The 24,208-nt window shown below is 69.8% G+C and carries 27 protein-coding genes; 16 read left to right on the top strand and 11 right to left on the bottom strand.

What is annotated here, in order from left to right; genetic code table 11:
* Positions 1-94: 94 nt before the first annotated feature.
* Positions 95-511 (bottom strand): IS200/IS605 family transposase, encoded by a 417-nt coding sequence (gene tnpA, locus OHN74_RS24235; RefSeq protein WP_327696668.1) that lies wholly within the window; start codon positions 509-511, stop codon positions 95-97.
* Positions 512-536: 25 nt separating this feature from the next.
* Here tnpA and OHN74_RS24230 point away from each other — a divergent pair, with 25 nt between their 5' ends.
* The 3 genes from OHN74_RS24230 (at position 537) to OHN74_RS24220 (ending at position 3,009) form a co-directional block, all read left to right on the top strand.
* Entirely contained in the window at positions 537-1,760 is a 1,224-nt protein-coding gene (locus OHN74_RS24230) for an RNA-guided endonuclease InsQ/TnpB family protein (protein WP_327696667.1), read from the top strand.
* Between the two features lie 290 nt (positions 1,761-2,050).
* Positions 2,051-2,707, top strand: coding sequence for a class I SAM-dependent methyltransferase (locus tag OHN74_RS24225; protein WP_327696666.1), 657 nt, complete (start codon positions 2,051-2,053; stop codon positions 2,705-2,707).
* A gap of 62 nt (positions 2,708-2,769) precedes the next feature.
* Positions 2,770-3,009 carry a hypothetical protein gene (locus OHN74_RS24220; protein WP_327696665.1) on the top strand — a complete coding sequence of 80 codons (240 nt, stop codon included), beginning with the start codon at positions 2,770-2,772 and terminating at the stop codon, positions 3,007-3,009.
* A 64-nt stretch (positions 3,010-3,073) separates the two neighbouring features.
* Here OHN74_RS24220 and OHN74_RS24215 read toward each other — a convergent pair whose 3' ends face one another.
* Positions 3,074-3,697 (bottom strand): nucleotidyltransferase family protein, encoded by a 624-nt coding sequence (locus OHN74_RS24215; RefSeq protein ID WP_327696664.1) that lies wholly within the window; start codon positions 3,695-3,697, stop codon positions 3,074-3,076.
* On the bottom strand, positions 3,694-3,930 hold the full coding sequence (locus OHN74_RS24210) for a GntR family transcriptional regulator (RefSeq protein ID WP_327700248.1): 237 nt from the start codon (positions 3,928-3,930) through the stop codon (positions 3,694-3,696). The genes OHN74_RS24215 and OHN74_RS24210 overlap by 4 nt, the downstream gene beginning before the upstream one ends.
* A gap of 155 nt (positions 3,931-4,085) precedes the next feature.
* Between OHN74_RS24210 and OHN74_RS24205 the strand changes: the two genes are divergently transcribed.
* A complete protein-coding gene (locus tag OHN74_RS24205) occupies positions 4,086-4,403 on the top strand; it encodes a hypothetical protein (RefSeq protein WP_327696663.1) in 318 nt (105 codons plus the stop codon).
* Positions 4,403-4,699: a hypothetical protein gene (locus OHN74_RS24200; protein WP_327696662.1), complete on the top strand. Its 297-nt coding sequence runs from the start codon at positions 4,403-4,405 to the stop codon at positions 4,697-4,699. Before OHN74_RS24205 ends, OHN74_RS24200 begins: the two co-directional genes overlap by 1 nt.
* 21 nt (positions 4,700-4,720) lie before the next feature.
* Here the strand turns inward: OHN74_RS24200 and OHN74_RS24195 are convergent, their stop codons facing one another.
* Both OHN74_RS24195 and OHN74_RS24190 read right to left on the bottom strand, forming a co-directional pair.
* Positions 4,721-5,500 carry a metallophosphoesterase family protein gene (locus tag OHN74_RS24195; RefSeq protein ID WP_327696661.1) on the bottom strand — a complete coding sequence of 260 codons (780 nt, stop codon included), beginning with the start codon at positions 5,498-5,500 and terminating at the stop codon, positions 4,721-4,723.
* Positions 5,497-8,400: an FAD-binding and (Fe-S)-binding domain-containing protein gene (locus OHN74_RS24190; RefSeq protein ID WP_327696660.1), complete on the bottom strand. Its 2,904-nt coding sequence runs from the start codon at positions 8,398-8,400 to the stop codon at positions 5,497-5,499. The genes OHN74_RS24195 and OHN74_RS24190 overlap by 4 nt, the downstream gene beginning before the upstream one ends.
* A 254-nt stretch (positions 8,401-8,654) precedes the next feature.
* On the opposite strand from OHN74_RS24190, the gene OHN74_RS24185 reads away from it, so the two are divergent.
* The 6 genes from OHN74_RS24185 to serC all read left to right on the top strand — a co-directional run bounded on the left by OHN74_RS24185 (position 8,655) and on the right by serC (position 14,608).
* Positions 8,655-10,622: a sensor histidine kinase gene (locus tag OHN74_RS24185; protein ID WP_327696659.1), complete on the top strand. Its 1,968-nt coding sequence runs from the start codon at positions 8,655-8,657 to the stop codon at positions 10,620-10,622.
* Positions 10,619-11,074, top strand: coding sequence for a roadblock/LC7 domain-containing protein (locus OHN74_RS24180; RefSeq protein WP_327696658.1), 456 nt, complete (start codon positions 10,619-10,621; stop codon positions 11,072-11,074). The genes OHN74_RS24185 and OHN74_RS24180 overlap by 4 nt, the downstream gene beginning before the upstream one ends.
* Complete coding sequence (locus tag OHN74_RS24175) at positions 11,071-11,442, top strand: DUF742 domain-containing protein (protein WP_327696657.1); 372 nt, start codon at positions 11,071-11,073, stop codon at positions 11,440-11,442. The genes OHN74_RS24180 and OHN74_RS24175 overlap by 4 nt, the downstream gene beginning before the upstream one ends.
* Positions 11,423-12,091 carry a GTP-binding protein gene (locus tag OHN74_RS24170; protein WP_443060437.1) on the top strand — a complete coding sequence of 223 codons (669 nt, stop codon included), beginning with the start codon at positions 11,423-11,425 and terminating at the stop codon, positions 12,089-12,091. Before OHN74_RS24175 ends, OHN74_RS24170 begins: the two co-directional genes overlap by 20 nt.
* A complete protein-coding gene (locus OHN74_RS24165; RefSeq protein ID WP_327696656.1) occupies positions 12,088-13,317 on the top strand; it encodes a cytochrome P450 in 1,230 nt (409 codons plus the stop codon). Before OHN74_RS24170 ends, OHN74_RS24165 begins: the two co-directional genes overlap by 4 nt.
* Before the next feature lie 172 nt (positions 13,318-13,489).
* Positions 13,490-14,608 (top strand): phosphoserine transaminase, encoded by a 1,119-nt coding sequence (gene serC / locus OHN74_RS24160; RefSeq protein WP_327696655.1) that lies wholly within the window; start codon positions 13,490-13,492, stop codon positions 14,606-14,608.
* Positions 14,609-14,671: 63 nt separating this feature from the next.
* On the opposite strand, the gene OHN74_RS24155 is transcribed toward serC, so the two are convergent.
* Positions 14,672-15,061, bottom strand: a complete 390-nt coding sequence (locus tag OHN74_RS24155) for a VOC family protein (RefSeq protein ID WP_327696654.1) — start codon at positions 15,059-15,061, stop codon at positions 14,672-14,674.
* A 113-nt stretch (positions 15,062-15,174) separates the two neighbouring features.
* Here OHN74_RS24155 and OHN74_RS24150 point away from each other — a divergent pair, with 113 nt between their 5' ends.
* Positions 15,175-15,369: a hypothetical protein gene (locus OHN74_RS24150; protein WP_327696653.1), complete on the top strand. Its 195-nt coding sequence runs from the start codon at positions 15,175-15,177 to the stop codon at positions 15,367-15,369.
* 80 nt (positions 15,370-15,449) lie between these two features.
* On the opposite strand, the gene OHN74_RS24145 is transcribed toward OHN74_RS24150, so the two are convergent.
* Positions 15,450-17,015 carry a cellulase family glycosylhydrolase gene (locus OHN74_RS24145; RefSeq protein ID WP_327696652.1) on the bottom strand — a complete coding sequence of 522 codons (1,566 nt, stop codon included), beginning with the start codon at positions 17,013-17,015 and terminating at the stop codon, positions 15,450-15,452.
* A 195-nt stretch (positions 17,016-17,210) separates the two neighbouring features.
* Positions 17,211-18,197 carry a WD40 repeat domain-containing protein gene (locus OHN74_RS24140; protein WP_327696651.1) on the bottom strand — a complete coding sequence of 329 codons (987 nt, stop codon included), beginning with the start codon at positions 18,195-18,197 and terminating at the stop codon, positions 17,211-17,213.
* 230 nt (positions 18,198-18,427) lie between these two features.
* Between OHN74_RS24140 and OHN74_RS24135 the strand changes: the two genes are divergently transcribed.
* Complete coding sequence (locus tag OHN74_RS24135; protein ID WP_327696650.1) at positions 18,428-19,111, top strand: GDSL-type esterase/lipase family protein; 684 nt, start codon at positions 18,428-18,430, stop codon at positions 19,109-19,111.
* An 88-nt stretch (positions 19,112-19,199) separates the two neighbouring features.
* Positions 19,200-19,796, top strand: coding sequence for a Uma2 family endonuclease (locus OHN74_RS24130; protein ID WP_327696649.1), 597 nt, complete (start codon positions 19,200-19,202; stop codon positions 19,794-19,796).
* Here OHN74_RS24130 and OHN74_RS24125 read toward each other — a convergent pair.
* The gene (locus OHN74_RS24125; RefSeq protein WP_327696647.1) at positions 19,793-20,434 is read right to left on the bottom strand and encodes a dihydrofolate reductase family protein; all 642 of its coding nucleotides are present in this window, start codon (positions 20,432-20,434) and stop codon (positions 19,793-19,795) included. The genes OHN74_RS24130 and OHN74_RS24125 overlap by 4 nt on opposite strands.
* A gap of 232 nt (positions 20,435-20,666) precedes the next feature.
* Between OHN74_RS24125 and OHN74_RS24120 the strand changes: the two genes are divergently transcribed.
* On the top strand, positions 20,667-21,146 hold the full coding sequence (locus OHN74_RS24120; RefSeq protein WP_327696646.1) for a carboxymuconolactone decarboxylase family protein: 480 nt from the start codon (positions 20,667-20,669) through the stop codon (positions 21,144-21,146).
* 137 nt (positions 21,147-21,283) lie between these two features.
* On the opposite strand, the gene OHN74_RS24115 is transcribed toward OHN74_RS24120, so the two are convergent.
* Positions 21,284-22,240 (bottom strand): nuclear transport factor 2 family protein, encoded by a 957-nt coding sequence (locus OHN74_RS24115; protein ID WP_327696645.1) that lies wholly within the window; start codon positions 22,238-22,240, stop codon positions 21,284-21,286.
* A 165-nt stretch (positions 22,241-22,405) separates the two neighbouring features.
* On the opposite strand from OHN74_RS24115, the gene OHN74_RS24110 reads away from it, so the two are divergent.
* On the top strand, positions 22,406-23,398 hold the full coding sequence (locus OHN74_RS24110; RefSeq protein ID WP_327696643.1) for an aldo/keto reductase: 993 nt from the start codon (positions 22,406-22,408) through the stop codon (positions 23,396-23,398).
* A 200-nt stretch (positions 23,399-23,598) separates the two neighbouring features.
* Here the strand turns inward: OHN74_RS24110 and thpR are convergent, their stop codons facing one another.
* Positions 23,599-24,198: an RNA 2',3'-cyclic phosphodiesterase gene (gene thpR, locus OHN74_RS24105; protein WP_327696642.1), complete on the bottom strand. Its 600-nt coding sequence runs from the start codon at positions 24,196-24,198 to the stop codon at positions 23,599-23,601.
* Positions 24,199-24,208: the final 10 nt, after the last annotated feature.

Here is a 24,208-nt window from a genome sequence, read left to right as displayed (position 1 = left end):
GAGCGTCGCGGATTCAGGTCCGGTGCAGCCGGACACCGCAGTTCCTCGCCTGCGGGGCGTCGCGCGGGCTGGTCCCGGTGGAGCCGGGGGAACTTCACACCGGCCGGTTCTGCTGTTCGATGTACTGCCTGACCACGGTGAGCGGGGCGCCGCCGACGGTTCCGGCGAAGTAGGAGCCCGACCAGAGCTTGTTGGCCCGCCAGTAGTGGCGTACCAGGTCGGGAAACTCCTGGCGCAGGCGGCGGGAGGAGACGCCCTTGAGGGAGTTGACCAGCTTGGTCACGGCAACCTTGGGCGGGAAGTTCACCAGGAGATGGACGTGGTTGTCCTCGCCGTTGAACTCCACCAACTCGCACTCGAAGTCCGTACACACCGACCGCATGATCTCCTCCAGGCGCGTCAGATGAACATCGGTGAACACCCTGTGCCGGAACTTGGTCACGAAGACCAAGTGGACGTGCATCACGAAAGCACAGTGCCTACCAGTTCTGATCTTCTGCATATCGCCCATAACCCAAGTATGTATCGTGATGGCCATGCAGCTCCGGTACTCCTTCAGGCTGTACCCGGACACCGGCCAACAGAGGACGTTGGCGAGGGCGTTCGGGTGCGCCCGTGTCGTGTTCAACGACGCGGTCCGCGCCCGTGAGGAGGCCAGAGCGGCCAAGCAGCCGTTCCCCAGGGCCGCAGAGCTGTCGAAGAGGCTGATTACCGAGGCGAAGCAGACGGTGGAGCGGTCCTGGCTGGGAGAGGTCTCCGCGGTGGTGCTCCAGCAGTCCCTGCGGGACGTCGAGACTGCGTACCGCAACTTCTTCGCCTCACTCAAGGGTGATCGCAAGGGGCCCAGGACGGGTCCTCCCCGTTTCAAGTCCCGCAAGGACAAGCGTCAGTCGATCCGGTTCACCGCCAACGCCCGCTGGTCCATCACCGACAAAGGGCGCCTGAACCTGCCGAAGATCGGTGCGGTGAAAGTGAAATGGTCGAGGCCTCTGCCCATGCAGCCGTCCTCCGTCACCGTCATCAAGGACGCGGCCGGGCGGTACTTCGCCTCCTTCGTCATTGACACCGACCCCGCCGCCGACGCGACCCGGATGCCCGACACCAACCGCACCATCGGCATCGACCTCGGCCTGACCCACTTCGCGGTCCTGTCCGACGGCACGAAAATCGACTCCCCGCGCTTCCTGCGGCGCGCGGAGAAGAAGCTGAAGAAGGCCCAGCGGGAACTGTCCCGCAAGCAGAAAGGCTCGAAGAACCGCGAAAAGGCCCGCCTGAAGGTCGCCCGCGCCCACGCACGGGTGACCGACGCACGCCGCGAGTTCCACCACCAGCTCTCCACCAGGCTGATCTCCGAGAACCAAGGGATCGCCGTGGAGGACCTGTCGGTGGCGGGACTGGCCCGCACCAGACTGGCCAAGTCCGTGCACGACGCCGGATGGTCCTCGTTCGTCAGCATGCTGGAGTACAAAGCGGCCCGGTACGGCCGCACCCTGGTCACGATCGGCCGGTTCGAGCCGACCTCCCAGACCTGCTCCACCTGCGGCGTCAAGGACGGACCCAAACCCCTCAACGTCCGGGAATGGACCTGTACCGCCTGCGGCAGCGTCCACGACCGGGACCACAACGCCGCGATCAACGTCAAGACGGCCGCCGGACTGGCGGTATCGGCCTGCGGAGCACCGGTAAGACCAGGAGCAATCCCGGCACAGCGCGAAGAAACAGGAAGCCACGGATTCCCGAACCAAGCCCGTGCCGCGTAGCGGCACAACAACGGAACGGAAGGCCAGAATCCTCGGGCTTCAGCCCGAGGAGCAAGTCAAAAGCACCACGCCCCGTTCGTAGAACGCCGCCGCGACGGCCTGTGCCTGCGCACCTCGGACTTCCTGCGGTCCATCGGGTTCGACGTCGACGAGGAGCTGTGGGCCATCGACGGCACGGACTGCTCGCCATGCGACAACAAGGTCCCCGACAGCCACTGAACCGCCCTAGGCTGGCGCCTGTCCTCGACCCCCCGGAGGGCAGGGGCCAGACCCTGCGATGAGGAACCGCCTTGCCCGCACAACACGACACCGCCGCCGAGACCGAACTGTGGGACGCCTACGCCGAGTCCGCGTTCCAGGACGATGCCGAGCCGGTGTTCCGCTGGACCCAGTACGCCGATCACGGCCCCGGCGTCGAACTGCTCGGCAGGCCGAGTTCTGTGCTGGAGATCGGCTGCGGAACCGGACGGGCCCTCGCTCACCTCGCCCAGCACGGCATCCGGGCACACGGAGTCGACCTCTCTCCGGTCATGGTCGAGAGGACGACCGAGAAGTGGAGAGACACCGGGGCCGTGTTCAGGTGCGCCGAAGTCCTGGAGCACCTGGCAGAGTGCGCGGACACGTACGACGCCGTCTACTCGGTCTTCGGCGCGGCCTGGTTCACCGACCCGGGCCGTCTCTTCCCGCTCGTACGAAAGCGGTTGAACCCCGGTGGTGTCTTCGTGTTCTCGCAACCCCCGGCCATCCCCGGCGCGTACGGGCCGCAGGGCATGTACAAGGGCGGCTTCGCGGGCAAGGCCATGTTCACCTACCGCTACAGCTACCGCCCCACCGTGTGGGAACGGCTCCTGAACCGGGCCGGATTCAGCGAAGCGACGGCACGAGTGCTCGACGCCCCGACGCCAGGCCACATCGGGACGCTAATCGTCCGCGCCGAGGCCCCCTGAGCCGCCCTGGCACCCCGCCAGGTGTCGCCCGCCCTCACCGGCCACTACTGAGAAAAGGCCCCTTGAAGCACGAGTACGCCTTTCCCGAGGCGTTCCCTTGGGTGCGCTTCCTACACGAAGCGGCCATCCGTGAGTACCTCGTCGAGTTCGTCGAGACCGCGCGCGCAGCCGTCGGCCTCGACAACGTGAGCCTGCTCGCCCCTGTGATCGCCGCGTGGAAGTCCACCGCGCTGATCCACTCCGACAAGGACCTGCACCGCGAACTCACCACCCCGGCCGGCGAGGACTTCGGCCCGGTCTAACCGCCGGAGGTCACCTTCGAGTGAGCCCGAAGAAAGGAGACCAGGTCGCAGCGCGACCGGGAAATCAACTCCGGCCACCACGTGGCCCATTCGACCGAGGCCAGTCCAGCACGGTCAGCTCGGGCCACTGCTCCCGCCACCGTGCCGCCTTCGCCTCATAGACAGCCTGCGGAGCGAGCACCGGGTTCGGCCGGACGACGAGGTTGAACACGTCCGACAGCCCGTGCGGCGCGTACACACGCCACCGGCCGTCTCCCTCCAGGCGTACGCCCAGACAGCACGTCGTCGCCGCGAAGCTGTCGATCGCCGCCTCGGTGGACGGGTACGGCGGGCACGGGACGCCGAACTTCTCCTCGTACCAGAGGTGGACCCGGGCCTCGTTGCGGATCTCGACCTCCGCTGGCAGGCCGGCGAAGGTGTCTCGCCCGGCTCGGATCACCCTGTCCTCCGCTTCCCAGGACAGATCACCGTCGTCGAAATAGAAGACGTCGTAGTCCTTGATGCCATGGGTGGGCGGTCTGTCCGTGGCGACATTCCACACTGTCTGGAACAGACACCCGGCCGTCAGGTACCACCCGGGAAGTTCCAGCGTCGCTGTGCGGGCCAGCACCTCCACCAACACGTGGTTGCGGGACAACACCTCGCGCAGAGCGCCGAGTTGTTCATCAAGGGGGAGTCGACCGATCACCCCTCGGTTCGCTCGGCAACGAAGGAGCCGAGTCCCGGTTCCGTGTAGATGAGCCCCTCCGCACGCAAACCCTTGTGCACCTTCTGCGCGGTCACGGCGGCGATACCGAACTCCGCCGTGATCTCCACAACGGACGGGATGCGGGTCCGAGGCGGATACGTGCCGTCCTGAATGCGGCGGCGGATCACCTCGGCCACCTGGCGCCAGCGGGGGATGTCGGCAGCGAATTCCATCACCGCACCACCATGCGCAGACGGCCGCATTCTGCGCGATTCACAGTCCACCGCTCATACGGCAGTAGACCGCAGTAGGGTGTAGCTTTGAAAGACCCCGGCGACGGATTCCGGCCGCCCCGGGGCATGGCCACCAGCAATCCCGAACGGAGCTGATGACAGTGCCCGACCTTATCGACCGCCTCATCGCCTGGGTGAGCACCCTGCTCACCCCACGCGGCACACACCGCCGAACACACCCGGCCTTCCTCCTCGCGCCCACCAGTCCACCCCCGGCCCGAGCAACGCTCCCCGTCCACCGCAGCCCGTACGGCCTGGACGCCGACGCCCCTCTCGACGGCACCGCCACCAGGTCCGTACGCCCATACCTCGCCGCTCACGAACAACGTTTGCGGCGAAGGGAGTTGGCCATGACCACCCTGGGGTTGGACATGCCCGGCCCGTACTGGATCCACGGGGTGGAGGTCGCCTGATGGGCACGGAACCCGAGTCGCACTGCTCGCCCCGTCTGTTGCCCTGGTCCGGCACCGAGGGCAAGTCATGCTTCCTGATCACCGACGACCACGGCGGCCCCGTATCCCGCCTGGCCGACGCGACGGAGTCCGTCCAGCTCGACATGGGCCGTGAACTCCTCGCCCACGCCCGCGAACTGCTCCCGGACACGCCACGCGGTGAACTCCGTTTCCTCGCCGAGAGGTTGGCGGAGGCTCTCCGGGATGCGCTTCGCGTGGCCGAGAGCCGGGGGCAGCGGTTGAACCGGCTGAACTAGCGGGAGGGGAGGGGGGCCGCCTCAACCCGTCGGCGTCGCCCCTCTCCCGTCACGCGCCCCGAACGCCTCCAGCGCCTCCGTGTCCGTCGCCCGGGCGCGCAGGTAGTAGTCGGCCCACTCCGCGATCTCCGGGTACGCGCACTCCGCGACGAGGCGGGTGATCGCAGCCGGGATGTCGTACCGCGTCACGCGCAGGTCGGTGCCGGGGCCGAGCAGGCACCAGTGGGCGCCCTGGCGGCCGTACGGCATACCGACGCTGCCGGGATTCACGACGAGGCGGCCGTGGGCGAGGCGGACGTACGGCATGTGGGTGTGGCCGCAGACAACCGTGCGGACCGTTTCGGGAACGTCCGCGAAGACCTCCGTCCAGCGGTCGGGGCGGGAATCGACCAGGACGATCTCCTCGTCGTCGCGAGGTGTGGCGTGGCAGAAGAGGACGTCGCCGTGTCCCTGGACGGCGAGGGTGAGGGATGTCGGCAGGGCCGCCAGGAAATCGACCTCGCCCTCAGTCAGTCGGGATGCGGCGAAGGGGGCTATCGGGTCGGGGATCGACGTCCGTTCTCCTCGTCGGTACTCGACCAGTTCCCGGTCCGCGTTCCCGGCGATCCCCAGCACCCGGTCGCCCTGGTCCCGGAGGAGTGCGAGAACCTCGGCGGGTTGGGGGCCCGCCGTGATGTCCCCGGTCAGTACGATGCGCTCCGCGGCGGCCACCTCCGGCTCGGCGAGCACCGCCTCCAGGGCCGGGAGCACTCCGTGGATGTCGGAGAGGACGGCCACCCGGCTCAACTCGGTCTCGCTCATGTCCCGTTCCCTTCCATGTCCATGTCCATGTTCACGTCCAGGTCCGGTTCCAGGTCCGGTTCCAGGTCCAACCCCTCCGCCAGCACCTCCGCCAGATGCCGACCCCGCACCCCCGCCAGTTGCTGCAACTGCGTCCGGCAGGAGAATCCGTCCGCCAGCACCACCACCCCCTCCCCGGCCCCCCGCACCGCCGGCAGCAGGCGTTCCTCCGCGCACGCCGTCGACACCTCGTAGTGGCCCTTCTCGAAGCCGAAGTTGCCGGCCAGACCGCAGCAGCCGCCGACGAGGTCGCCCGTGAGGCCCGCTGCCGTGCGCAGCCGGCGGTCCGCCGCGTCGCCCAGTACCGCGTGCTGGTGGCAGTGGATCTGACCCGTTGCCGGGCGGTCGACGCGGGGCGGGGTCCAGTCGGGGGTGTGGTGCTCCAGGGTCTCCGCGAAGGTGAGGACCGCGTCCGCGAGGCGTCGTGCGCGCGGGTCGTCGTGCAGCAGTTCCGGGAGGTCCGTGCGGAGGGCCGCCGCGCAGCTCGGTTCGAGGACCACCACCGGTGTGCCCGCGTCCAGCACCGGTTCCATGACGTCGAGGGTGCGGCGCAACACCGCGCGGGCCCGGTCCAGTTGGCCGGTCGAGACATACGTCAGGCCGCAGCACACCCGGGCGCGGGTGCGGGTCCGGCCGGTCGGGGGCAGCGTCACCTCCAGGCCGGCCGCCTCCAGTACCCGTATGGCCGCCTGTCCCACCGACGGCGTCAGGTGCTCCGTGAAGGTGTCGGGCCAGAGGACGACCGCCCGCCCACGCCCGCCACTGTCACGCGCGGCCGCTCGCCTCCCCCACCACCGGCTGAACGTCCGACTCGCCACCGCCGGGATCTCCCGCTCGGGCGCGATTCCACCGAGCCGTTTCGCCAGGGCCGCCAACACGCCCACCGAGGCGAGGGAGTTGACCACGCGCGCCGTGCGCGTGCGTGCGACCGCCCCCAGCCACACCGGCAGCCATCCCATCGCGTAGTGCGCCGCCGGGCGCGGTCGGCCCGCCCAGTGGTGGTGGAGGAACTCCGCCTTGTACGTGGCCATGTCGACCTCGACCGGGCAGTCCGAGCGGCAGCCCTTGCAGGAGAGGCACAGGTCCAGCGCGTCGCGGACCTCCTCCGACCGCCAGCCGTCCGTGATCACCTCGCCCGCGAGCATCTCGTGCAGCAGCCGGGCCCGCCCGCGCGTGGAGTGCGCCTCCTCGCCCGTCACCCGGAAGGACGGACACATCACCTCCGAGCCTCCGCCGCCCCCCGTACCAAGCGCCGGTGCCGGCGTACGGCACTTGGCCACCCCTACACACCTGCTCACCGCCGCCGAGAAGTTCCCGCCGTCCGCCGGGTAGCCGAAGGCCACGTCCACCGGCTCGCGGGGCAGGACCGCGAAGCGGAGGTTCTCGTCCAGACGGGCGGGGCGGACCAGCATGCCGGGGTTCAGGAGGTCGTCCGGGTCCCAGAGCGCCTTCGTGCGCTCGAAGAGGGCGATCACCTCGGGGGCGTACATCTTCGGGAGGAGTTCCGCGCGGGCCTGGCCGTCTCCGTGTTCGCCGGAGAGCGAGCCGCCGTGCGACACCACCAGTTCCGCCAGTTCCTCCGAGAAGCGGCGGAAGCGGGCCACGCCCGGTGCCGTCAACAGGTCGAAGTCGATGCGAACGTGGATGCAGCCGTCGCCGAAGTGGCCGTACGGCGTGCCGCGCAGCCCGTGGGCCGCGAGGAGCGCCCTGAAGTCCCGCAGGTATGCGCCCAGTCGGTGCGGCGGTACCGCGCAGTCCTCCCAGCCCGGCCAGGCCTCCGTGCCGTCCGGCATCCTCGTCGCCGTGCCGCTCGCGTCCTCCCGGATTCGCCACAGGGCGCGTTGGCCGGCCGGGTCGGACACCACGAGGGCGTTCGTGACGTCCGCCGCGCGCACGATCGCGTCCGCACGCGCGCGTGCCTCCGCCGGGGTCTCGCCGCCCGTCTCCACGAACAGCCAGGCGCCGCCCCGGGGGAGGTCCGTGGCGGTGCGGACCAGGTCGGCGGCCATGCCCTCGACCGTCAGCGGACCGTACGGCAGCAGGCCGGCCGCCGCTTCCGCCGCCGCGCTCTCGTCCGCGTACGCCAGCACGGCCAGCGCACGCGCGCGCGGGGCCTCGACCAGGCGTACGACCGCCTCCGTGACGATGCCCAGGGTGCCTTCCGAGCCGCAGAAGGAGCGGGCGACGTCCGCGCCCTTCTCGGGGAGGAGTGCGTCCAGCGCGTACCCCGAGATGCGGCGGGGGAGGTCCGGGAAGCCGGTGCGCAGACGGGCCAACTCGCCCTCCGCCAGCCGCCGCAGGCCCTCCGGGGCGCCCGCCCAGTCCCGGCCCAGGCGGAGCCGGTCGCCGCGCGCGCGGATCACCGTCAGCTCGCGCACACTGTCCGCGGTGGTGCCCCAGGCGACGGAGTGCGCGCCGCAGGAGTTGTTGCCGATCATGCCGCCGAGCGTGCAGCGGCCGTGGGTCGACGGATCGGGGCCGAAGCGCAGACCGTGCGGGGCGGCTGCCTCCTGGAGACGGTCGAGAACCAGCCCTGGCTGAACAACAGCGGTCTGTTCCTCGTGGTTGAGGGAGAGGAGGTGGTCCATATGCCGCGTGAAGTCCAGAACGACCCCCGTGCCCGTCGCCTGGCCGGCGATCGACGTGCCCCCGCCGCGCGCCACGACCGGCACCCCGTGCGCCCTGCAGACGGTGAGGGCCGCCGCCACGTCGTCCGCGTCGCGCGGGGCGACCACGCCCAGCGGGACGCGCCGGTAGTTCGACGCGTCCATGGTGGTCAGCGCCCGGGACATGGCGTCGAAACCGACCTCGCCCCGGACGGCCTCCCGCAGTTCCGCCTCCAGCGGCCGAAGATCCGTCATGCCCCCAGCATGCATCCCGCCACTGACAGTGACCGTCCGTGCGGCCAGGGAAACGTGGACGGATTGTGTGGACCGAACCGAAACACCGTCAATTCGTTCACTAACTCCCCTATAGTTACGGCGAGTTGAGCACCATAAGTAACATCTCGCTCACAAACCGATTGCACAGGCACCCCGCAGGGCCCCGTGAGCCAGGCAGCAGCACCGAGGACACAGCCGAGGAACCGACCCAGGAACCGACCGAGGACCCCTTCATGACCGCGCCCCGTCAACCCGGCGAACGCCCCGCCCACCGAGCCCTCCTGACCGCTCCGCTGCTCACCGCCGCACTCGCCGCCGTCGCGGTGGCGGGCGGGGTCGCCCGGGCGCCGGACGAGGCGCGCGTCCCGCTCACCCTGGGCGGGGCGGTCGCCGCGCTGCTGCTGTGCGTGGCCGTCACCGTGGCCGTCCACGGCGTCAGGTCCGCCCGGCTGTCGGGCCGACGGCTCGCGGCCGCCACCGAGGACGCCGGTCGACTGCTGCACGACCGCGCCCGCCTCGCCGAGGAGCTGAACCAGGTGCGGGCCGGAACGGCCGCCGATCTGGACCGGGAACGCGCGCGCGTGTCCGCCGATCTCGCCCGCGACCGCGCCCGCCTCACGGAGGCCTCCGCCCAGGAGTTCAGCCGCCTCCAGCAGGAGAAGGCCTACGAGATCACCCGGCTCAGCGAGGACAACGCCCGGCTGACCGAGGAACTGCGCCGGGCCAACCAGGAGCGGGCGGCGGCCCTCGCGGCCACCGCCAACGCGGCCGGCCGTATGCAGGCACTGGCCACGAGCACCCTGGCCGACCTGCGCGCCATGGAGGACCGGCACACGGACGAGGACGTCGTCGCCGACCTTCTCCACCTCGACCACCGCACCGCCCAGGCGGGCCGACTGGCCGACTCGATCGCCGTCCTCTCGGGCGCCCGTTCGGGCCGCCGCTGGGCCCGTCCGATCGCCATGGAGTCGATCCTGCGCGGCGCCATGGGCCGCATCAGCGGGTACCAACGCGTGCGCGTGCACTCCGCCAGCGACGCCGCCGTCGCCGGACACGCCGCCGAGGGTGTCATGCACGCGCTGGCCGAACTCCTGGACAACGCAGCGAACTTCTCGCCGCCGACCGCCGAGGTCCATGTGTACGTCGAGGAGGTCCCCGCCGGGGTCATCGTCTCCGTGGAGGACAGCGGCCTGGTCATGAGCGACGTGCAGCTGCAGCGCGCGGAACGGGCCGTCGCCGGGGAGGACGGGAAGAGCGACGCCAAGGGCAGCGGCAGGAACTCCGAGGGCGTGGGGCTCGGCGGCCTCACCGGCACCCGCCTCGGCCTCACCGTCGTGGGCCGACTCGCCCGCAAGTACGGCCTCAAGGTCTCCTTCCGCCCCTCGGCACGCGGCGGCACCGGCGTCCTCGTGGTCATCCCGCAGGACATCCTCGCCGGGAGCACGGCGGCGGCCGAGCCACTGCCCATGCCGATGCCACCACCGCCGTCTCCACCGCCGGCGCGAGAGGCCCAGGCGCTACCGGAGGCCCCCGCGGCCCCGGCGCCCACACCCGGCGAACCCTGGGAAGCGCGCTCCGGGGAACAGGAGCGGGAACAGCACCCGCAGGTGTCGTACGCGGAAGAGGGCCACGTGGAGTGGCCGTACCCGGAGGAGCTGTACTCGAAGGCGCCCTCCGCGCAGGAGCCGTACGCGCAGGAGCAGCCGAGCGCGCGGGAACCGTACGGGGAGCAGTCGTACGGGGAGCAGTCGTACGGGGCCGCCCGCGCCGCCGTCACCGACCTGGACCCGGACCCCGTACCGACCCACGAGTCCCCCCACCACGCACCGGAGCCCCCGGAGAGCCACACCGCGCAGGTGCCCCCGGGCGAGCTGCCGCAGCGGCGCCGGGGCCGTACGCTCGCCGAGGCCGAGCGTGCCCGAGGGGGCGCACCGGCCGACGAGTCGAGGTTCTCGATCCCCCTCGCGCCGCCCGACCCCGACGACACGCGCGAGCGGGTGGCCCGTTTCGGGAGTTTCCGGCAGGCCGTGCGCGGCACCGTGCCCGATCAGGCGGCCCTCCAGGGCAGCGTCGGCCCTGATCCGGCACCCGCACCCACCACCCCCGCACAGGCCCCCTTAAGCCCGCTGGAAGCCCCGCCCGCACCGCCCGCCACCTCACCCCCCACCACCTCCCACCCGGAAGGCGACCCCACCCCATGACCGGCACTGGCCTCGGCCCCGGACCGACGACCGCCGACGACAAGCTGACCTGGCTCATCGAGGGCCTGCTGGAGCGCACCCCGGGTGCCCGGCACGCACTCGTGCTCTCCCGGGACGGCCTGAAGCTGTGCCGTACGCCGGAGCTGTCCGTCGACCAGGCGGACCAGCTCGCCGCGATCGCCGCCGGCATCCAGTCGCTGTCGCACGGCGCGTCCGTGGAGTTCGGGGACGGCAGCGGAGGGGTGCGTACCGCGATGACCGAGTTCTACGGCGGGGTGCTGTTCATCGTCGAGGCCGGCCAGGGCGCGCACCTCGCCGTCGTCACCACCGAGGACGCGGACACCGGGCTCGTCGGCCACAACATGAGCGAACTCGTCGAGCAGCTCGGGGAGCACCTGCGCGCACAGCCCCGAACAGCCCAGCTCCGTGCGGCCCAGCCCCGTACGGCATGAATGGTCCGGGGGGACAACCGGGGAACCGTCCGGGAAGGGACGATTCTCCGGACCGGCTCTACACGATCACCGGAGGACGCAGCCGCTCCGCGCCCGACAACCCGTTCGACCTGGTGACGCTGGTCGTCGCCGAGTGCGGTCCGGCGCCGGGAATGCAGTCCGAGCACGCGGCGATCCTGCGGCTCGCCGAGCGTCCCACTGCGGTGGTGGAGGTCGCCGCCGTACTGCGGCTGCCGGTGGGCATCACCAAGGTCCTGCTCGCGGACCTCCTCGCCGCGGGCCGCGTCAGCGCCCGCCATCCGCGCCGGACCGCCATTACCGACCCCGACATCCTGGAGCAGGTGCTCGTTGGACTCCGCAACCTCTGACCGCGCCGAAGGCACCGGCGCCGAAGCCGACCCACGGCCACCCCTGCGCGCCTCCGCCGACAACGGACTGAAGATCGTGGTCGTCGGCGGCTTCGGCGCCGGCAAGACGACGCTCGTCCGTTCGGTCAGCGAGATACGTCCGCTCAGTACCGAGGAGACGATGACGCGGGCCGGCGAATCCGTCGACGACGTCAGCGCGGTGCGCGACAAGAACGCCACGACCGTCGCCTTCGACTTCGGCCGCATCACGCTCGACGCCCACAACGTGCTGTACCTGTTCGGGGCGCCGGGCCAGGAACGCTTCTGGTTCCTCTGGGACCGGCTGTTCGGCGGCGCGCTCGGCGCGGTCGTCCTCGTCGACACCCGGCGCCTCGACGACTCCTGGTACGCCATCGACCGTCTCGAACGGCACGGCACACCGTTCGTCGTGGCCCGCAACGACTTCGGCGGCCCCGACTTCGCCCCGCAGGCCATCCGTGACGCGCTCGACCTCGACCCCGACGTACCCCTCATCCACTGCGACGCGCGCGCACGGAGTTCGAGCAAGCGGGTCCTGATAGCACTCGTGGAACACGCGAAGAACCGCTACCGGCGTTCACATTCGTACGACGCTCAAGTGCCCGCCCCTTACGAGGAGTTGCCCCGGTGACCGCCGCCCATGTCCCCCTCAACAGCTCCCGGCTGCGGACCGAACCCGACCGTCTCTACCGGGAGATGCGGCGCGATCACGGCCCGGTGACACCGGTGCTGCTCGACGGGGACGTACCCGCCTGGCTGGTGCTCGGCTACCGCGAACTGCATCAAGTCACCGGAGATTCCGTGCTGTTCAGCCGGGACTCGGAGCTGTGGAACCAGTGGGAGAAGATCCCCGCCGACTGGCCGCACCTGCCGATGATCGGCCGCGGACAGCCCTCGGTCCTCTACACCGTCGGCGAACGCCACCGTGAGCGCGCCGCGATGATCGGCAACGCCCTGGAGGAGGCCGATCCGGTCGAACTGCGGGCGTACACCGAGAAGTTCGCGGACGAGCTGATCGACGCGATCTGCGCCCGGGGCGAGGCCGACCTCGTCCAGGAGTACGCGATGCTGCTGCCGGTACGCGTCCTGGCCCGCCTCTTCGGTTTCGCCGACGAGGACGGGCCGGCCCTGGTCTCCGCGGCACTCGCCATGACCGACGGCCTGGAGACCGGCATGGCGGGCCAGCAGTACCTGATCGCGTCGATGGGCCGGCTGCTGGCCGCCCGCAGGCTGCGGCCCTCGGACGACGTGGCCTCGCGGATGCTCGCGAACCCGTACGGCTTCACCGACAACGAGCTCGCCCACGACCTGATGATCATGATCGCGGCGGGGAACGACCCGACGGCCGACTGGATGGGCAACTCGCTGCGCCTGATGCTCACGGACGAGCGGTTCGCGGCCTCCCTCTTCGGCGGTCGCAGCAGTGTCGCCGAGGCGATGAACGAGGTCCTGTGGGAGGACGCGCCCGTGCAGACCATGCCGGGCCGCTGGGCGTCCCGCGACACCCGTCTGGGCGGCCGGCAGATCCGTACGGGCGACCTGCTCCTCCTCGGCCTCCAGGGCGCCAACTCCGACCCCCAGGTCCGCACCGACGGCTCCGCCCTCACCGGCGGCAACAACGCCCACTTCTCCTTCGGGCACGGGGAACACCGGTGCCCGTTCCCGGCGCAGGAGGTCGCGGAGGTCATCGCGAGGACCGGCATCGAGGTCGTCCTCGACCGCCTCCCGGACATCGACCTGGCGGTCCCCGCCGAAACCCTGACCCGCCGAGCGTCCCCCTGGCTACGGGGCCTGACGGAACTCCCGGTCCGCTTCACTCCGACGCCCAGGCACTTCAGCCCGTCCGGCGTGGGCTGATTTTCAGCCCGTCCGGCGCTTGAGGACGAGGCCCCTTCAGGGCCGAAGCGGGGGTCCGGGGGCGGCAGCCCCAGGAACAGGCGTCCCCCCAACCCCCGCCCAACCCGCGGAGCGCGTCTCACCGGACGGACCACGTTTCGTCCACGTTTCCCAGAACGGCTACGCTCCCCCCGTGGCTGAGATCCAGATTCCCGCTGACATCAAGCCCGCCGACGGACGTTTCGGCGCGGGCCCCTCCAAGGTGCGGACGGAAGCGCTGGACGCGCTGGCCGCCACCGGTAGCTCCCTCCTCGGTACCTCCCACCGCCAGGCTCCGGTGAAGAACCTGGTCGGCAAGGTGCGCGAGGGCATCTCCTCACTGTTCCAGCTCCCCGACGGCTACGAGGTGGTCCTCGGCAACGGCGGCTCGACCGCGTTCTGGGACGTCGCGACGCACGGCCTGATCGAGAACAAGTCGCAGCACCTCACCTTCGGTGAGTTCAGCTCGAAGTTCGCGAAGGCCGCCAAGCTCGCCCCCTGGCTCGCCGACCCGACCGTCATCTCCTCGGACCCGGGCACCCACCCGGACCCGGCGGCCGAGGCGGGCGTCGACGTCTACGCGTACACGCACAACGAGACGTCCACCGGTGTCGCCGCCCCCGTCAAGCGCGTGTCCGGCGCCGACGCGGGCTCCCTCGTCCTCGTGGACGCCACGTCCGGCGCCGGCGGTCTGCCGGTCGACATCGCCGAGACGGACGTCTACTACTTCGCCCCGCAGAAGTCCTTCGCGGCGGACGGCGGCCTCTGGCTCGCCGCGTTCTCCCCGGCCGCGATCGAGCGAGCCGAGCGCATCCACGCGAGCGGACGCCACATCCCGGAGTTCTTCTCGCTCCCCACCGCGATCGACAACTCGCGCAAGAACCAGACGTACAACACCCCGGCCCTCGCCACCCTGTTCCTCCTCAACGAGCAGCTTGAGTGGATCAACGGCCAGGGCGGCCTGGACTGGGCGGTCCGCCGCACCGCCACCTCCGCCCGCACGCTGTACGGCTGGGCCGAGGACGTCAAGTACGCGAACCCGTTCGTCACCGACCCGGCCAAGCGCTCACAGGTCATCGGCACGATCGACTTCACGGACGAGATCGACGCCGCCGCGGTCGCCAAGGTTCTGCGCGCCAACGGCATCGTCGACACCGAGCCCTACCGCAAGCTCGGCCGCAACCAGCTCCGCGTGGCGATGTTCCCGGCGATCGACCCGACGGACGTCGAGGCACTGACGAAGTGCATCGACTACGTGATCGAGAAGCTGTAACCACACACCAGCAGTGCCCGAGGGCCGCACTCCACACTGGAGTGCGGCCCTCGGCGCATCCGCCTACAGGGCCCAGCCGCCGTACGGCACGGTGATGAGTTCCATGGCGTGGCCCGCCGGGTCCATGAAGTACACGCCGCGTCCGCCGTCGTTGTGGTTGACGGTGCCGGGCTGCTGCTGGTGGGGATCGGCATAGTGCTCGATGCCGCGCCGGCTGATCTGCGCGTACGCCGCGTCGAACTCCTCCTCGGAGACGAGGAAGGCGTAGTGCTGGGGAGTGATGCTGTCCGCGGGGATCGTGGCGAAGTCCAGTGTGACGCCGTTGCTCAGGTCGACCGCGATGAACGGCCCCCACTCCGCGGTGATCCCGAGACCGAGCAGGTTCGCGAGGAATTCCGCGGACTCCCGGTTGTCCCGGGCATGGACGATCGTGTGGTTCAACTCGACTGACAAGGAATGCCTCCGACGGGCATGTCCCGACACCTCCATGCCTCACCCGGCCGGTGACCGACACGCGATGTCGCCATGGATCCTAGCTGCCGTACAGTCCGACCCGGGGTGACCACATGACTGATCATGACTGGAACGACGACAGCGGGTACCGTGACGCGGTCCGGCGTGCCGAGGGGGCAACGCGGTTCGGCTGGGCAGCGATCGCCGGCACCACAGGGGCGCTCGGCTGCGCACTGATCGTCATGGCCGTCGTCTGTGCGGTCGCGGTGGTGGCGGGGCTGTACGTCGTGGTGTCGATGAACCGCTAGACACGTCGACGGGGTGCCCGGCGACCGGCAGCCGTCAGGCACGCCGACCACCGGGCACCCCGTCCCACGCCCTCAGACCCTCACGTCGCCGTGCACGTCACCGCAGGCGTCCCCCCACCCCCCGGCGCTCCCCCGAACCCGAAGCTCGCCGAACTCCCCACCGCCACGCTCCCGTTGTGGGACGCGTTCACCGCGGTGACCGTAGCTCCGCTCTGCGTGTACGAGGCGTTCCACATGCTGGTGACCGTCTGCGAGCCGCTCCAAGTCCACGTCACCTTCCAGGACTTGAGCGCCACCGTCCCCGAATTGGTCACCTTCACCTCGGCGTTGAACCCGCCGCCCCAGTCGCTGCTGACCGCGTAGGAGGCGGTGCAGGCCGCCGTACTGCCGCCACCGCCACCGCCTCCTCCCCCGCCGCCACCGTTCCCCGGGAAGCCAGGCGCCTTGACGCTCGTCAGGTAGCCGTCCTTCACGGTGTCGACCGTCTGCCAGTCGTCCTTCAGGATCCCGCCCGTGTCACCGGAGTTGGGGTTCCAGGACCAGAAGGTCCAGTGGAAGGAGTCCGAGCCGTAGGTCGCTGTCGGGCGGAGATAGTCGACCAGCGCGGCCAGCCACCGCTGGTCCACGGTCGCCTGGAGGGTCGTACCGAACTCCCCCACCCACACCGGCGCGATGTTCTGCTTGAAGATGTAGCCCCAGTACTTGTCCCAGATCCCCGGCATGTTGGCGGGGAACGAGGGATCGCTGAACCAGCTCTGCTGGGCCACGCTCGTCGCGTAGTCGTGGGCCGAGTACACCACCCGGTTGGCCACATCCAGCTGCACCGGATACTGCGCGACCCCCATCAGGTTGCCGCCCCACCAGCCGGAGACCCCGTTGAACGTCTGCACGCCCTCCACGAACACGAGCAGTTGCGGATTCACGGAGAGAACCGCGTTGCCCGCCCGCTGTGCCGCCAGCCGCCAGTCCCTCGTCGTGTCACCGCAGCCCCAACAGGCCGGATCGTGCGGCTCGTTGTGCAGGTCGATGCCGATGACCGCGTCCTGGCCGGAGTAACGCGTCGCCAGCGCCTTCAGGTTGGCGATCCACGTCGACTCGGGCACCGCCGAGGTGTACCAGAGCGCCGACTGCCCGGCCGCGTCGGGCCGATGCCGGTCCAGGATGACCTTGAGGCCCGTCTGACCGGCGTACGCGACCAGCTTGTCCATGATCTGGAGGGAGCCCAGCCCTTGCAGGTCGGCGTTCTTGCCGCTGCTGAAGTCGATGCTGTTGGGGACGGTCGAGGACTTGAAGATGTCGTCGCTGTACGGCAGTCGGATGGTGTTGTAGCCGAGCGTCTTCATCTGGTCGATCATGCTCTTGTAGTCACGGGACCAGAGGCCGTGCACCACGTTGTTGCTGGTCTCGAAGCCGAACCAGTTGATGCCGGCGATACGGACGGGCTGTCCGGCCGCGTCCAGGATCTGACGCCCGCTGGTGTGCCAGTATCCGGCGCCGGCGGCCGCCGCACGGACGTCCGCCGTATCGGCGTCCGCCGCGTGCGCGGCCTGCGCACCGGCTCCCAGTGGCAGCAGAAGCACGGCGGCGGCAGAACACAGCGCTCTTCGCCAGCTGCGGCAGCCGCGGAGGGTGGGGAAGCGGAACATGTCGCTCGTTCCTCTCGGGAGGCGCGGCCCCGGAATCGATGGGAGCGCTCCCACATACCGCGCACCTCCCAGGAAACTGACACAACATGCCCACGTCAATACTCGCGGCACCCCGGAATGCGTACGACGTCCGGGAACCGTCCGGAACGCTCGGCGGCGCAGCGGCTCAACTCGCGGGACCGGCCACCGGGACGATCACGACGACGGCCGCCGCCGAAGCCGCTTCAGCCCGAGATAGGCGATGAAGAGCACGCCCACAGCGATGGCCCCGTTCCTGACGTTCCCCTCCGAGCCCCCGCCCTCCCCGCTCCCCGAGGCCGAACTCCCGTTGCCGGAAGCCGAGTCGGAGTCACCGGACTTGCCGTACGAAGGAGCGTCCTCGGCCTCGACCCCGCTCTGGGCGCCCTCGCTCCCATACATGATCTTGGACCCATCACGGCTGTACGTGACCGACTCCCCCTGCTGCTGCAACGGCACGTCCAGCTGCCCCTGCCGCTTCAACTTGCCGCCGTTCCAGGCGTAGGAGACGCCCCCGAAGTACCCGCGTACGGCCAACTGCCGCCCGTCGGGCGAGAACGCGGCGTCGGTGGCCCACATGTCGACGGCGGCGACGGGCCGGAAGACGTTGGTGCCGGAGGAGGAGAGCCTGGCCGGGCCGGCGTACAGATGGCCGCCGTCCTCCTGCTTGTCGATGATGTAGACGCGCCCCGTCTTCGGATGGACCACGAGGGACTCGGCGTCGCGCGAACCGTCCGAGTACTTCACGACGTACTGCGTGGCGCGGATCGTCCGGTTCTTCAGCACCTTGGGCTCGGTGAGCTGGTAGATCCAGACGTGATCCCAGGTCACTCCGTCGTTGTCGCCGATGTCGCCGACGTAGATCTGGTTGTTCGGCCCGATGGAGATGGCCTCGATGTCGCGGGGCGTGCCCACACCGGTCATGGTGACGGTGGCGACGGTCTGCCCGGTCGCGCTGTCGATCGCGTACAGGAAGGCGCCGTCGTCACTGTCGTTGTGGGTCCAGTAGATGCCGGGGTGCTGGCGGGAGGCGGCGAGACCGCTGGACTCGGTGATCCGCGAGTCCTTGATGGTGAAGTCCTGGTCACCATCGGCAGCGGAGGCGGGCGCGGCGAGCGCCCCGACGAGTAGGCCCCCGGCGAGGAGGGCGAGCGATCGGCGCATGCCCTCAAGCGTGCCATCCCGGCGATCGATACGAGGCCCATGACCCTGAGGGCCTGCCGAATCAGCCGCCGGATCCGTGCGGGGACGAGCGGAGTCGGTGCCGGATCGCCCGCTCACTGACGTACAACTGCCCGCAAGCTGACATACACCTGACACCGGGTGGCCTGACTCACACACCGCACGCGTCCCACACTCCCCCGTCCATCCCTCTCATCCCTCATCATGAGCGGATGCTCAGGTTGATGCCCGTAGGCGACTCCATGACCATCGGCAGTGCCGGTGAACACACCTGGCGCTACCGGCTGTGGCAGCACCTGCGGGAGACGTACGGCGGCCCGTTCCAGATCGTCGGCCCGCGCGAGGCGCTGTACGACAAGGCGACGGACACCGCCGACTCGTACGAGTACGCCGACCCCGACTTCCCCCGCGCCCACCTGGCCGGCTGGGGCGAGGGCTGGCACCACATCACCCCGCTCATCGCCGACGCGGTACGCGCCCACAAGCCGGACGTCCTGCTGGTCTCCCTGGGGCTGATCGACCTCGGCTTCTACACGGACGCGGAACAGACGACGGCGAACACCCGCCTCTTCGTGGCCGAGGCACGACGCTCCAACCCGCGCATCGCCATCGCCCTGCTCCCGGTGATCCCGAACGTCCGCGCGGAGACCGACCCGCCCTTCGCCGCCCAGGTCACCCGCTTCAACGAACTCCTGGCGAAGACGGTGGCCGACCTGGACGAACCCCGCTCCCCCCTGCTCCTGACGTCGCCCCCGCCGTCGTACGACATCCACCACGACACGTACGACGGCACGCACCCCAACGCGAACGGCGAGCACAAGATCGCGGGCGCGTTCGCGGACTCGCTGCACGAGGCCTGGGATCTGGGGGACCGGTACGGGGCTGAAACCGACTGACCGAATCCGGGCGTGCCATGGTCACCGTGCGTATCGTTGTACCGCACGGCTGCGCTCGTCCGGGGCACAGCCGGGGAGGAGTGCCACGGTGACCGTCCTTGAAGACAGGATCGAGATGGCCGACATCGACGACAACAGCGACAAGCTGACGCTCGACACGATGTTCGAGTGGCTTGAGAAGAGCCCCATCCCCGACGGATACAGGGTCGAGATCGTCGGAGGGAACATCTTCATGTCGCCGCAGCGGGACACCCACTGGGAGATCATTGCAGCCATCTACGATCAGCTGCGCGCCAAGTACCCGCGCAAGCGCGTGAAGTCCGACGTCCGCATCGACTACCCGGGCCACCTCAACGGCTTCTCCTCCGACGTCACGCTCATGACCGAAGGTGCCGAGAAGGGCGACAACGGCCTGTGGCGCTACCAGGACGTCGAGTTCGTCGCCGAAGTGATCTCGAAGAAGACCGCCGCCAATGACTACGGCCCCAAGAAGTCCGCCTACGCGGAGGCCGAAGTTCCCGTCTATCTCATCGCCGATCCCTACCAGGGCAGGTGCTTCCTCTACACCCACCCCAAGAACGGCGAGTACGCGACCGAGACGAAACTCCCCTTCGGCGACGACGTGGACCTCGGCGACACCGTCGTCGACCTCACCCTCAGGACGGACGAGTTCCCGCGCGACTAGCGACTGGACGCCGCGAAGCGGTACTTCAGGTGCGTGGCCAGGGGGGTGTCGACCACCCGGACCTTTTCGAGGGTCCGCCGCGCCGGGCCCTGCCCCCCGAAGAGCCGCAGCCCGTCCCCGAGGAGCGCGGGTACGACGTGCAGTTGCAGCTCGTCGATGAGCCCCTCCGCGAGGTACTGCCGCACGGTCTTCGCCCCGCCCGCGATGTCGACGTTCCTGTCCCCGGCCGCCTCCTTCGCCCGGTCGAGGGCGCTGTGGATGCCCTCGGTGACGAAGGTGAAGGTGGTGCCGCCCTCCTTGACCAGGGTGGGCCGGGGCCGGTGGGTGAGCACGAAGACCGGGGTCCGGAACGGCGGGTTGTCGCCCCAGAACCTCTCGCCCGTGTCGTACATCATCCGGCCCATGACCACCGCTCCGGTGGCGTCGAACCACTCGCGCATCAGCTCGGAGTCGCGGTTCTCCTCCCCGCCGGACATGCCCTGGCGTTCCCGCCAGCTCGCCAGGTTGTGGATCCACTCGAAGAGCGGCTCGGCGCCGTCCCCTCCGGGGTTGTCGAGGGTGACGTCGGTGCCGGCGATGAAGCCGTCGAGGGAGATGGCCAGATCCGCGGTCACGGTCACGCTGTCGGTCTCGGTCATGGTGCTGTGCTCCTGATGCCGGAGGTCTGAGGTCCTGGGGTGTGCTTCCTCACTCCCACTCCCACGTCGATCGGGAACAGACGCATTCGACATCCCGGCGACCCGACCTCAGCTCGCACACTCCGACGAGACCCACGTCACATTCGCTCGCGCATGTCACATCCCGCGACTGAGTCCCGTCGTTCGTGTGTAACGCCCGACAAAGGCAGCAGCAAAGACGGAGGAGCCCACCATGGAAGCCCGTTTGAACCTCTTCGCCAGCCCGATCGCCACCAAGGCCACGAAGCACCTCGTCGCGGCGGGCAAGGCTGCCGCGGACTCGGCCCTGCCGCTCGCGACACAGGAGTTGGTGCGGCTCCGCGCCAGCCAGATCAACGGCTGCGGCTTCTGCACCGACATGCACACCAAGGACGCCGCCGCCGCGGGCGAGACCGCGCAGCGCCTCCACCTGGTCGCCGCCTGGCGCGAGGCAAAGGTCTTCACCGACGCCGAGCGCGCCGCACTGGAGCTGACCGAGCAGGCCACCCGCATCGCGGACGCGGCCGGCGGCGTCACCGACGAGGCCTGGGCGGACGCCGCCAAGCACTACGACGAGGAGCAGCTCACCGCGCTGATCCTCACCATCACCCTCATCAACGCCTTCAACCGGATGAACGTCATCGTCCAGCAGCCCGCCGGCGACTACGAGCCCGGCATGTTCGACGCCCACTGACGACAGCCACCACTTCCGCCGGGCGACCGGTTCGGGGCCGCCCGGCAGAAGGCCGGGCGGCCCCGTCGCCCACGGAACGACAGTGTTCTCGGCCCGGAACTCGGAGCTCAGAACAAGGGAACTCAGAACATCGGCGCTCAGAACATCGTGTTGTCGTTGGCCGAAGTGGCCGGCACGTCCTGAAGCACGTCCCAGTGCTCGACGATCTTCCCGCCCCGCACCCGGAACAGGTCCACGACGGCCTGCCCGCGCTCGCCGGGCGCGTTCACGTAGTGGCTGTGCACGGCGACCAGATCCCCTTCCGCGACAACGCGCTTACGGGAGACGGCCAGCTCCGGGAACGCCCGGAAGAACCCGCCGAGCCCCTCCCGCGCACCGGCCACACCGTCCGCGATGTCGGGGTTGTGCTGGTGGTACTCGGTCCCCCAGTACCGGTCGAGCGCCGACAGGTCCTTGCGGACAATGAGCTGGTCGAAGGCCTTGGTCACGAGCGCCTTGTTGTAGGCGGTGAGCCATCGCGGCCCCGGCTGCTCGCTCTGCGGCCGACTGACCGTCGAGAACATGTCGTTGCCGTTCGCGCTGGTGTCCGGCACGTTCTGGCCGGTGTCCCAGTGCTCGGCGATCTTCCCTCCCTGGAACCGGAAGATGTCGAAGACGGCCGAGCCCCGGCTCCCCGGCGTCAGCACGACGTTGGAGTGCACGAGGACGAGATCGCCCTCGGAGATGACCCGCTTGACGTCGTACTTCGCCTCGGGGAACTGCTGGTGCACACTGACGGCCAGGTTCTTCAGCGGCCCGGAACCGTCGGCCGCGAACGGGTTGTGCTGGATGTAGTCGGCCCGCACGAGCTTGTCGACGATCGCTGTGTCACCCCGCTCGAACACGCCCTTGAGGACGCGTACGGCGACGTCCTTCTGGTGGTTGAGCCGCGCGCCGTCACCGACGTACCCGGGATTCCCGACGGCATGACGCCCACCGGCGGACGGCGAGGCGACGGCGGGCACGGTCGCGGCGCCCAGCAGGGCGGACACGGCGAGCGCGGCCACGAGGACACGGCGGACGGGCATACGCGGGGCAGGCATGTGGGGGGTCACGGCGCTCCCTCTCTCGGGGATGTCGAGGACGAACTAAATCTTGAAACTTAAAGTGAGTAACGCTGCGCATACGTAAGCACTAACCAACAGTTAGTGTCAAGATCAGACGCCCCCGCCCAACCCGCCCTTGCCTAGAGCGCACTCCACGACGTTGGCTGAACAGTCATGAAGTACACGCAGCTCGGACGCACAGGACTCAAGGTCAGCCGACTCGTCCTCGGGACCATGAACTTCGGCCCCCAGACCGACGAAGCCGACAGTCACGCGATCATGGACGCGGCCCTGGACACGGGGATCGACTTCTTCGACACCGCCAACGTCTATGGCTGGGGCGAGAACAAGGGCCGTACGGAAGAGATCATCGGCAACTGGTTCGCCAAGGGCGGTGAGCGCCGCGACAAGGTGGTCCTCGCCACCAAGGTGTACGGCAACATGGCCGCCGACGGCGACGCCTGGCCCAACCACGACAAGCTCTCCGCGCTCAACATCCGCCGCGCGGTGGACGCGTCGTTGAAGCGACTCCAGACCGACTACATCGACGTCTACCAGTTCCACCACATCGACCGCTCGACCTCCTTCGAGGAGATCTGGCAGGCGATCGACGTGCTCGTACAGCAGGGCAAGATCCTCTACGCGGGTTCGAGCAACTTCCCGGGCTACAAGATCGCCCAGGCCAACGAGATCGCCGCCCGGCGCGGCGGCACCATCGGACTCGTCAGCGAGCAGTGCCTCTACAACCTCGCCGAGCGGCGCGCCGAGATGGAGGTCATCCCGGCCGCGCAGGAGTACGGGCTCGGCGTCATCCCCTGGTCGCCGCTGCACGGCGGGCTGCTCGGCGGCGTCATCAAGAAGGAGGTCCAGGGCGGCCGGCGTGCGAGTGGCCGCGCTGCCGACACCCTCGCCGACCCCACCTCACGCGCCCAGATCCAGGCGTACGAGGACCTGCTGGAAAAGCACGGCATCGAGCCCGGTGAGGCGGCTCTCGCCTGGCTGCTCACGCGCCCCGGCGTCACCGGCCCGATCGTCGGACCGCGCACCGCGGAGCAGTTGGAGTCGGCCGTACGGGCCTCCGAGCTGGAGCTGAGCGACGAGCTGCTGACCTCGCTCGACGAGATCTTCCCGGGCCCGGGCCCGTCACCCGAGGCCTTCGCCTGGTGAGCGGGCGGCAGCCGTAGCAGGTGGGCGGCGGTCGGGAGGAGGCCCGCACGAGGTCCCTCCCCCAGGGCACTTCTCGCGTCCCTCCCGCATCACTCCCGCGTCATTTCCCGACCGCCGCCGCCACCCCCACCACAACGAACATCAGCACGAGCGCGCCGGCCATCACCCGGTTCCGGATTTTCGGATTCACGCCGCCGAGCCTAACCGGCCGCCGCGAGGGACCAACGGGCGACCACCTCGTACCGGGGCTGCTCCCCCGGTACCCCCGACTTCGGCAGATTGCTGCGTACGAGCGCCAGGTCGTCCACCGTCCATGTGCGGCTCGTGAACGTGTCCAGCGCCTCGACGTACGGCCGCACCTCGAAGGCCTCGCGGCTGCGCGCCACCGTGAGGTGGGGCTTGTAGTGCCGGTGCTCCCCCATGTCGACGCCCGACTTCCGCCCCGCCGCCTCCGCGCGGTCGGCCAGCAGGCGCAGCGCGTTCACCTCACCGGCGGCGCCCGCCCACAACGCCCGCCCGTGCCCGAACTGCCCGCCGCCGCGCACCGCCAGTGCGAACGCGTCCGTGCGGTGGGCGGCCCGCGCCAGCCGCTCCGACAGTTCCGGTACGACGTCCTCGTCGACCTCGCCGTAGAAGGCGAGGGTGAAGTGCCAGCCGGGTACGCCGGTCCAGCGCAGCCCGTCCGCACCCGGCAGCCTCCTCAACGCGGCCACCGTGTCGGCGAGTTGCTCGGAGACGTCCTCGGGAGGCAGTACGGCGGCGAACAGTCTGACGGTGTTCGTGGCACTCGTGGCACTCATGGCGCTCACC

Origin of the sequence: Streptomyces sp. NBC_00459 (assembly GCF_036013955.1) — a bacterium.
In the GTDB taxonomy this organism is placed as follows: domain Bacteria; phylum Actinomycetota; class Actinomycetes; order Streptomycetales; family Streptomycetaceae; genus Streptomyces.
Note: the sequence above shows the minus strand (reverse complement) of the source record. Positions and strands in the feature narration are given on the sequence as shown.

Coding starts and splice junctions, on each gene's coding strand:
- tnpA (WP_327696668.1), bottom strand. CDS start 511: ATGGGCGATATGCAGAAGATCAGAACTGGTAGGCACTGTGCTTTCGTG.
- OHN74_RS24230 (WP_327696667.1), top strand. CDS start 537: ATGCAGCTCCGGTACTCCTTCAGGCTGTACCCGGACACCGGCCAACAG.
- OHN74_RS24210 (WP_327700248.1), bottom strand. CDS start 3,930: ATGGAATTCGCTGCCGACATCCCCCGCTGGCGCCAGGTGGCCGAGGTG.
- OHN74_RS24205 (WP_327696663.1), top strand. CDS start 4,086: ATGACAGTGCCCGACCTTATCGACCGCCTCATCGCCTGGGTGAGCACC.
- OHN74_RS24200 (WP_327696662.1), top strand. CDS start 4,403: ATGGGCACGGAACCCGAGTCGCACTGCTCGCCCCGTCTGTTGCCCTGG.
- OHN74_RS24195 (WP_327696661.1), bottom strand. CDS start 5,500: ATGAGCGAGACCGAGTTGAGCCGGGTGGCCGTCCTCTCCGACATCCAC.
- OHN74_RS24190 (WP_327696660.1), bottom strand. CDS start 8,400: ATGACGGATCTTCGGCCGCTGGAGGCGGAACTGCGGGAGGCCGTCCGG.
- OHN74_RS24185 (WP_327696659.1), top strand. CDS start 8,655: ATGACCGCGCCCCGTCAACCCGGCGAACGCCCCGCCCACCGAGCCCTC.
- OHN74_RS24180 (WP_327696658.1), top strand. CDS start 10,619: ATGACCGGCACTGGCCTCGGCCCCGGACCGACGACCGCCGACGACAAG.
- OHN74_RS24175 (WP_327696657.1), top strand. CDS start 11,071: ATGAATGGTCCGGGGGGACAACCGGGGAACCGTCCGGGAAGGGACGAT.
- OHN74_RS24150 (WP_327696653.1), top strand. CDS start 15,175: ATGACTGATCATGACTGGAACGACGACAGCGGGTACCGTGACGCGGTC.
- OHN74_RS24145 (WP_327696652.1), bottom strand. CDS start 17,015: ATGTTCCGCTTCCCCACCCTCCGCGGCTGCCGCAGCTGGCGAAGAGCG.
- OHN74_RS24140 (WP_327696651.1), bottom strand. CDS start 18,197: ATGCGCCGATCGCTCGCCCTCCTCGCCGGGGGCCTACTCGTCGGGGCG.
- OHN74_RS24135 (WP_327696650.1), top strand. CDS start 18,428: ATGCTCAGGTTGATGCCCGTAGGCGACTCCATGACCATCGGCAGTGCC.
- OHN74_RS24125 (WP_327696647.1), bottom strand. CDS start 20,434: ATGACCGAGACCGACAGCGTGACCGTGACCGCGGATCTGGCCATCTCC.
- OHN74_RS24120 (WP_327696646.1), top strand. CDS start 20,667: ATGGAAGCCCGTTTGAACCTCTTCGCCAGCCCGATCGCCACCAAGGCC.
- OHN74_RS24110 (WP_327696643.1), top strand. CDS start 22,406: ATGAAGTACACGCAGCTCGGACGCACAGGACTCAAGGTCAGCCGACTC.
- thpR (WP_327696642.1), bottom strand. CDS start 24,198: ATGAGTGCCACGAGTGCCACGAACACCGTCAGACTGTTCGCCGCCGTA.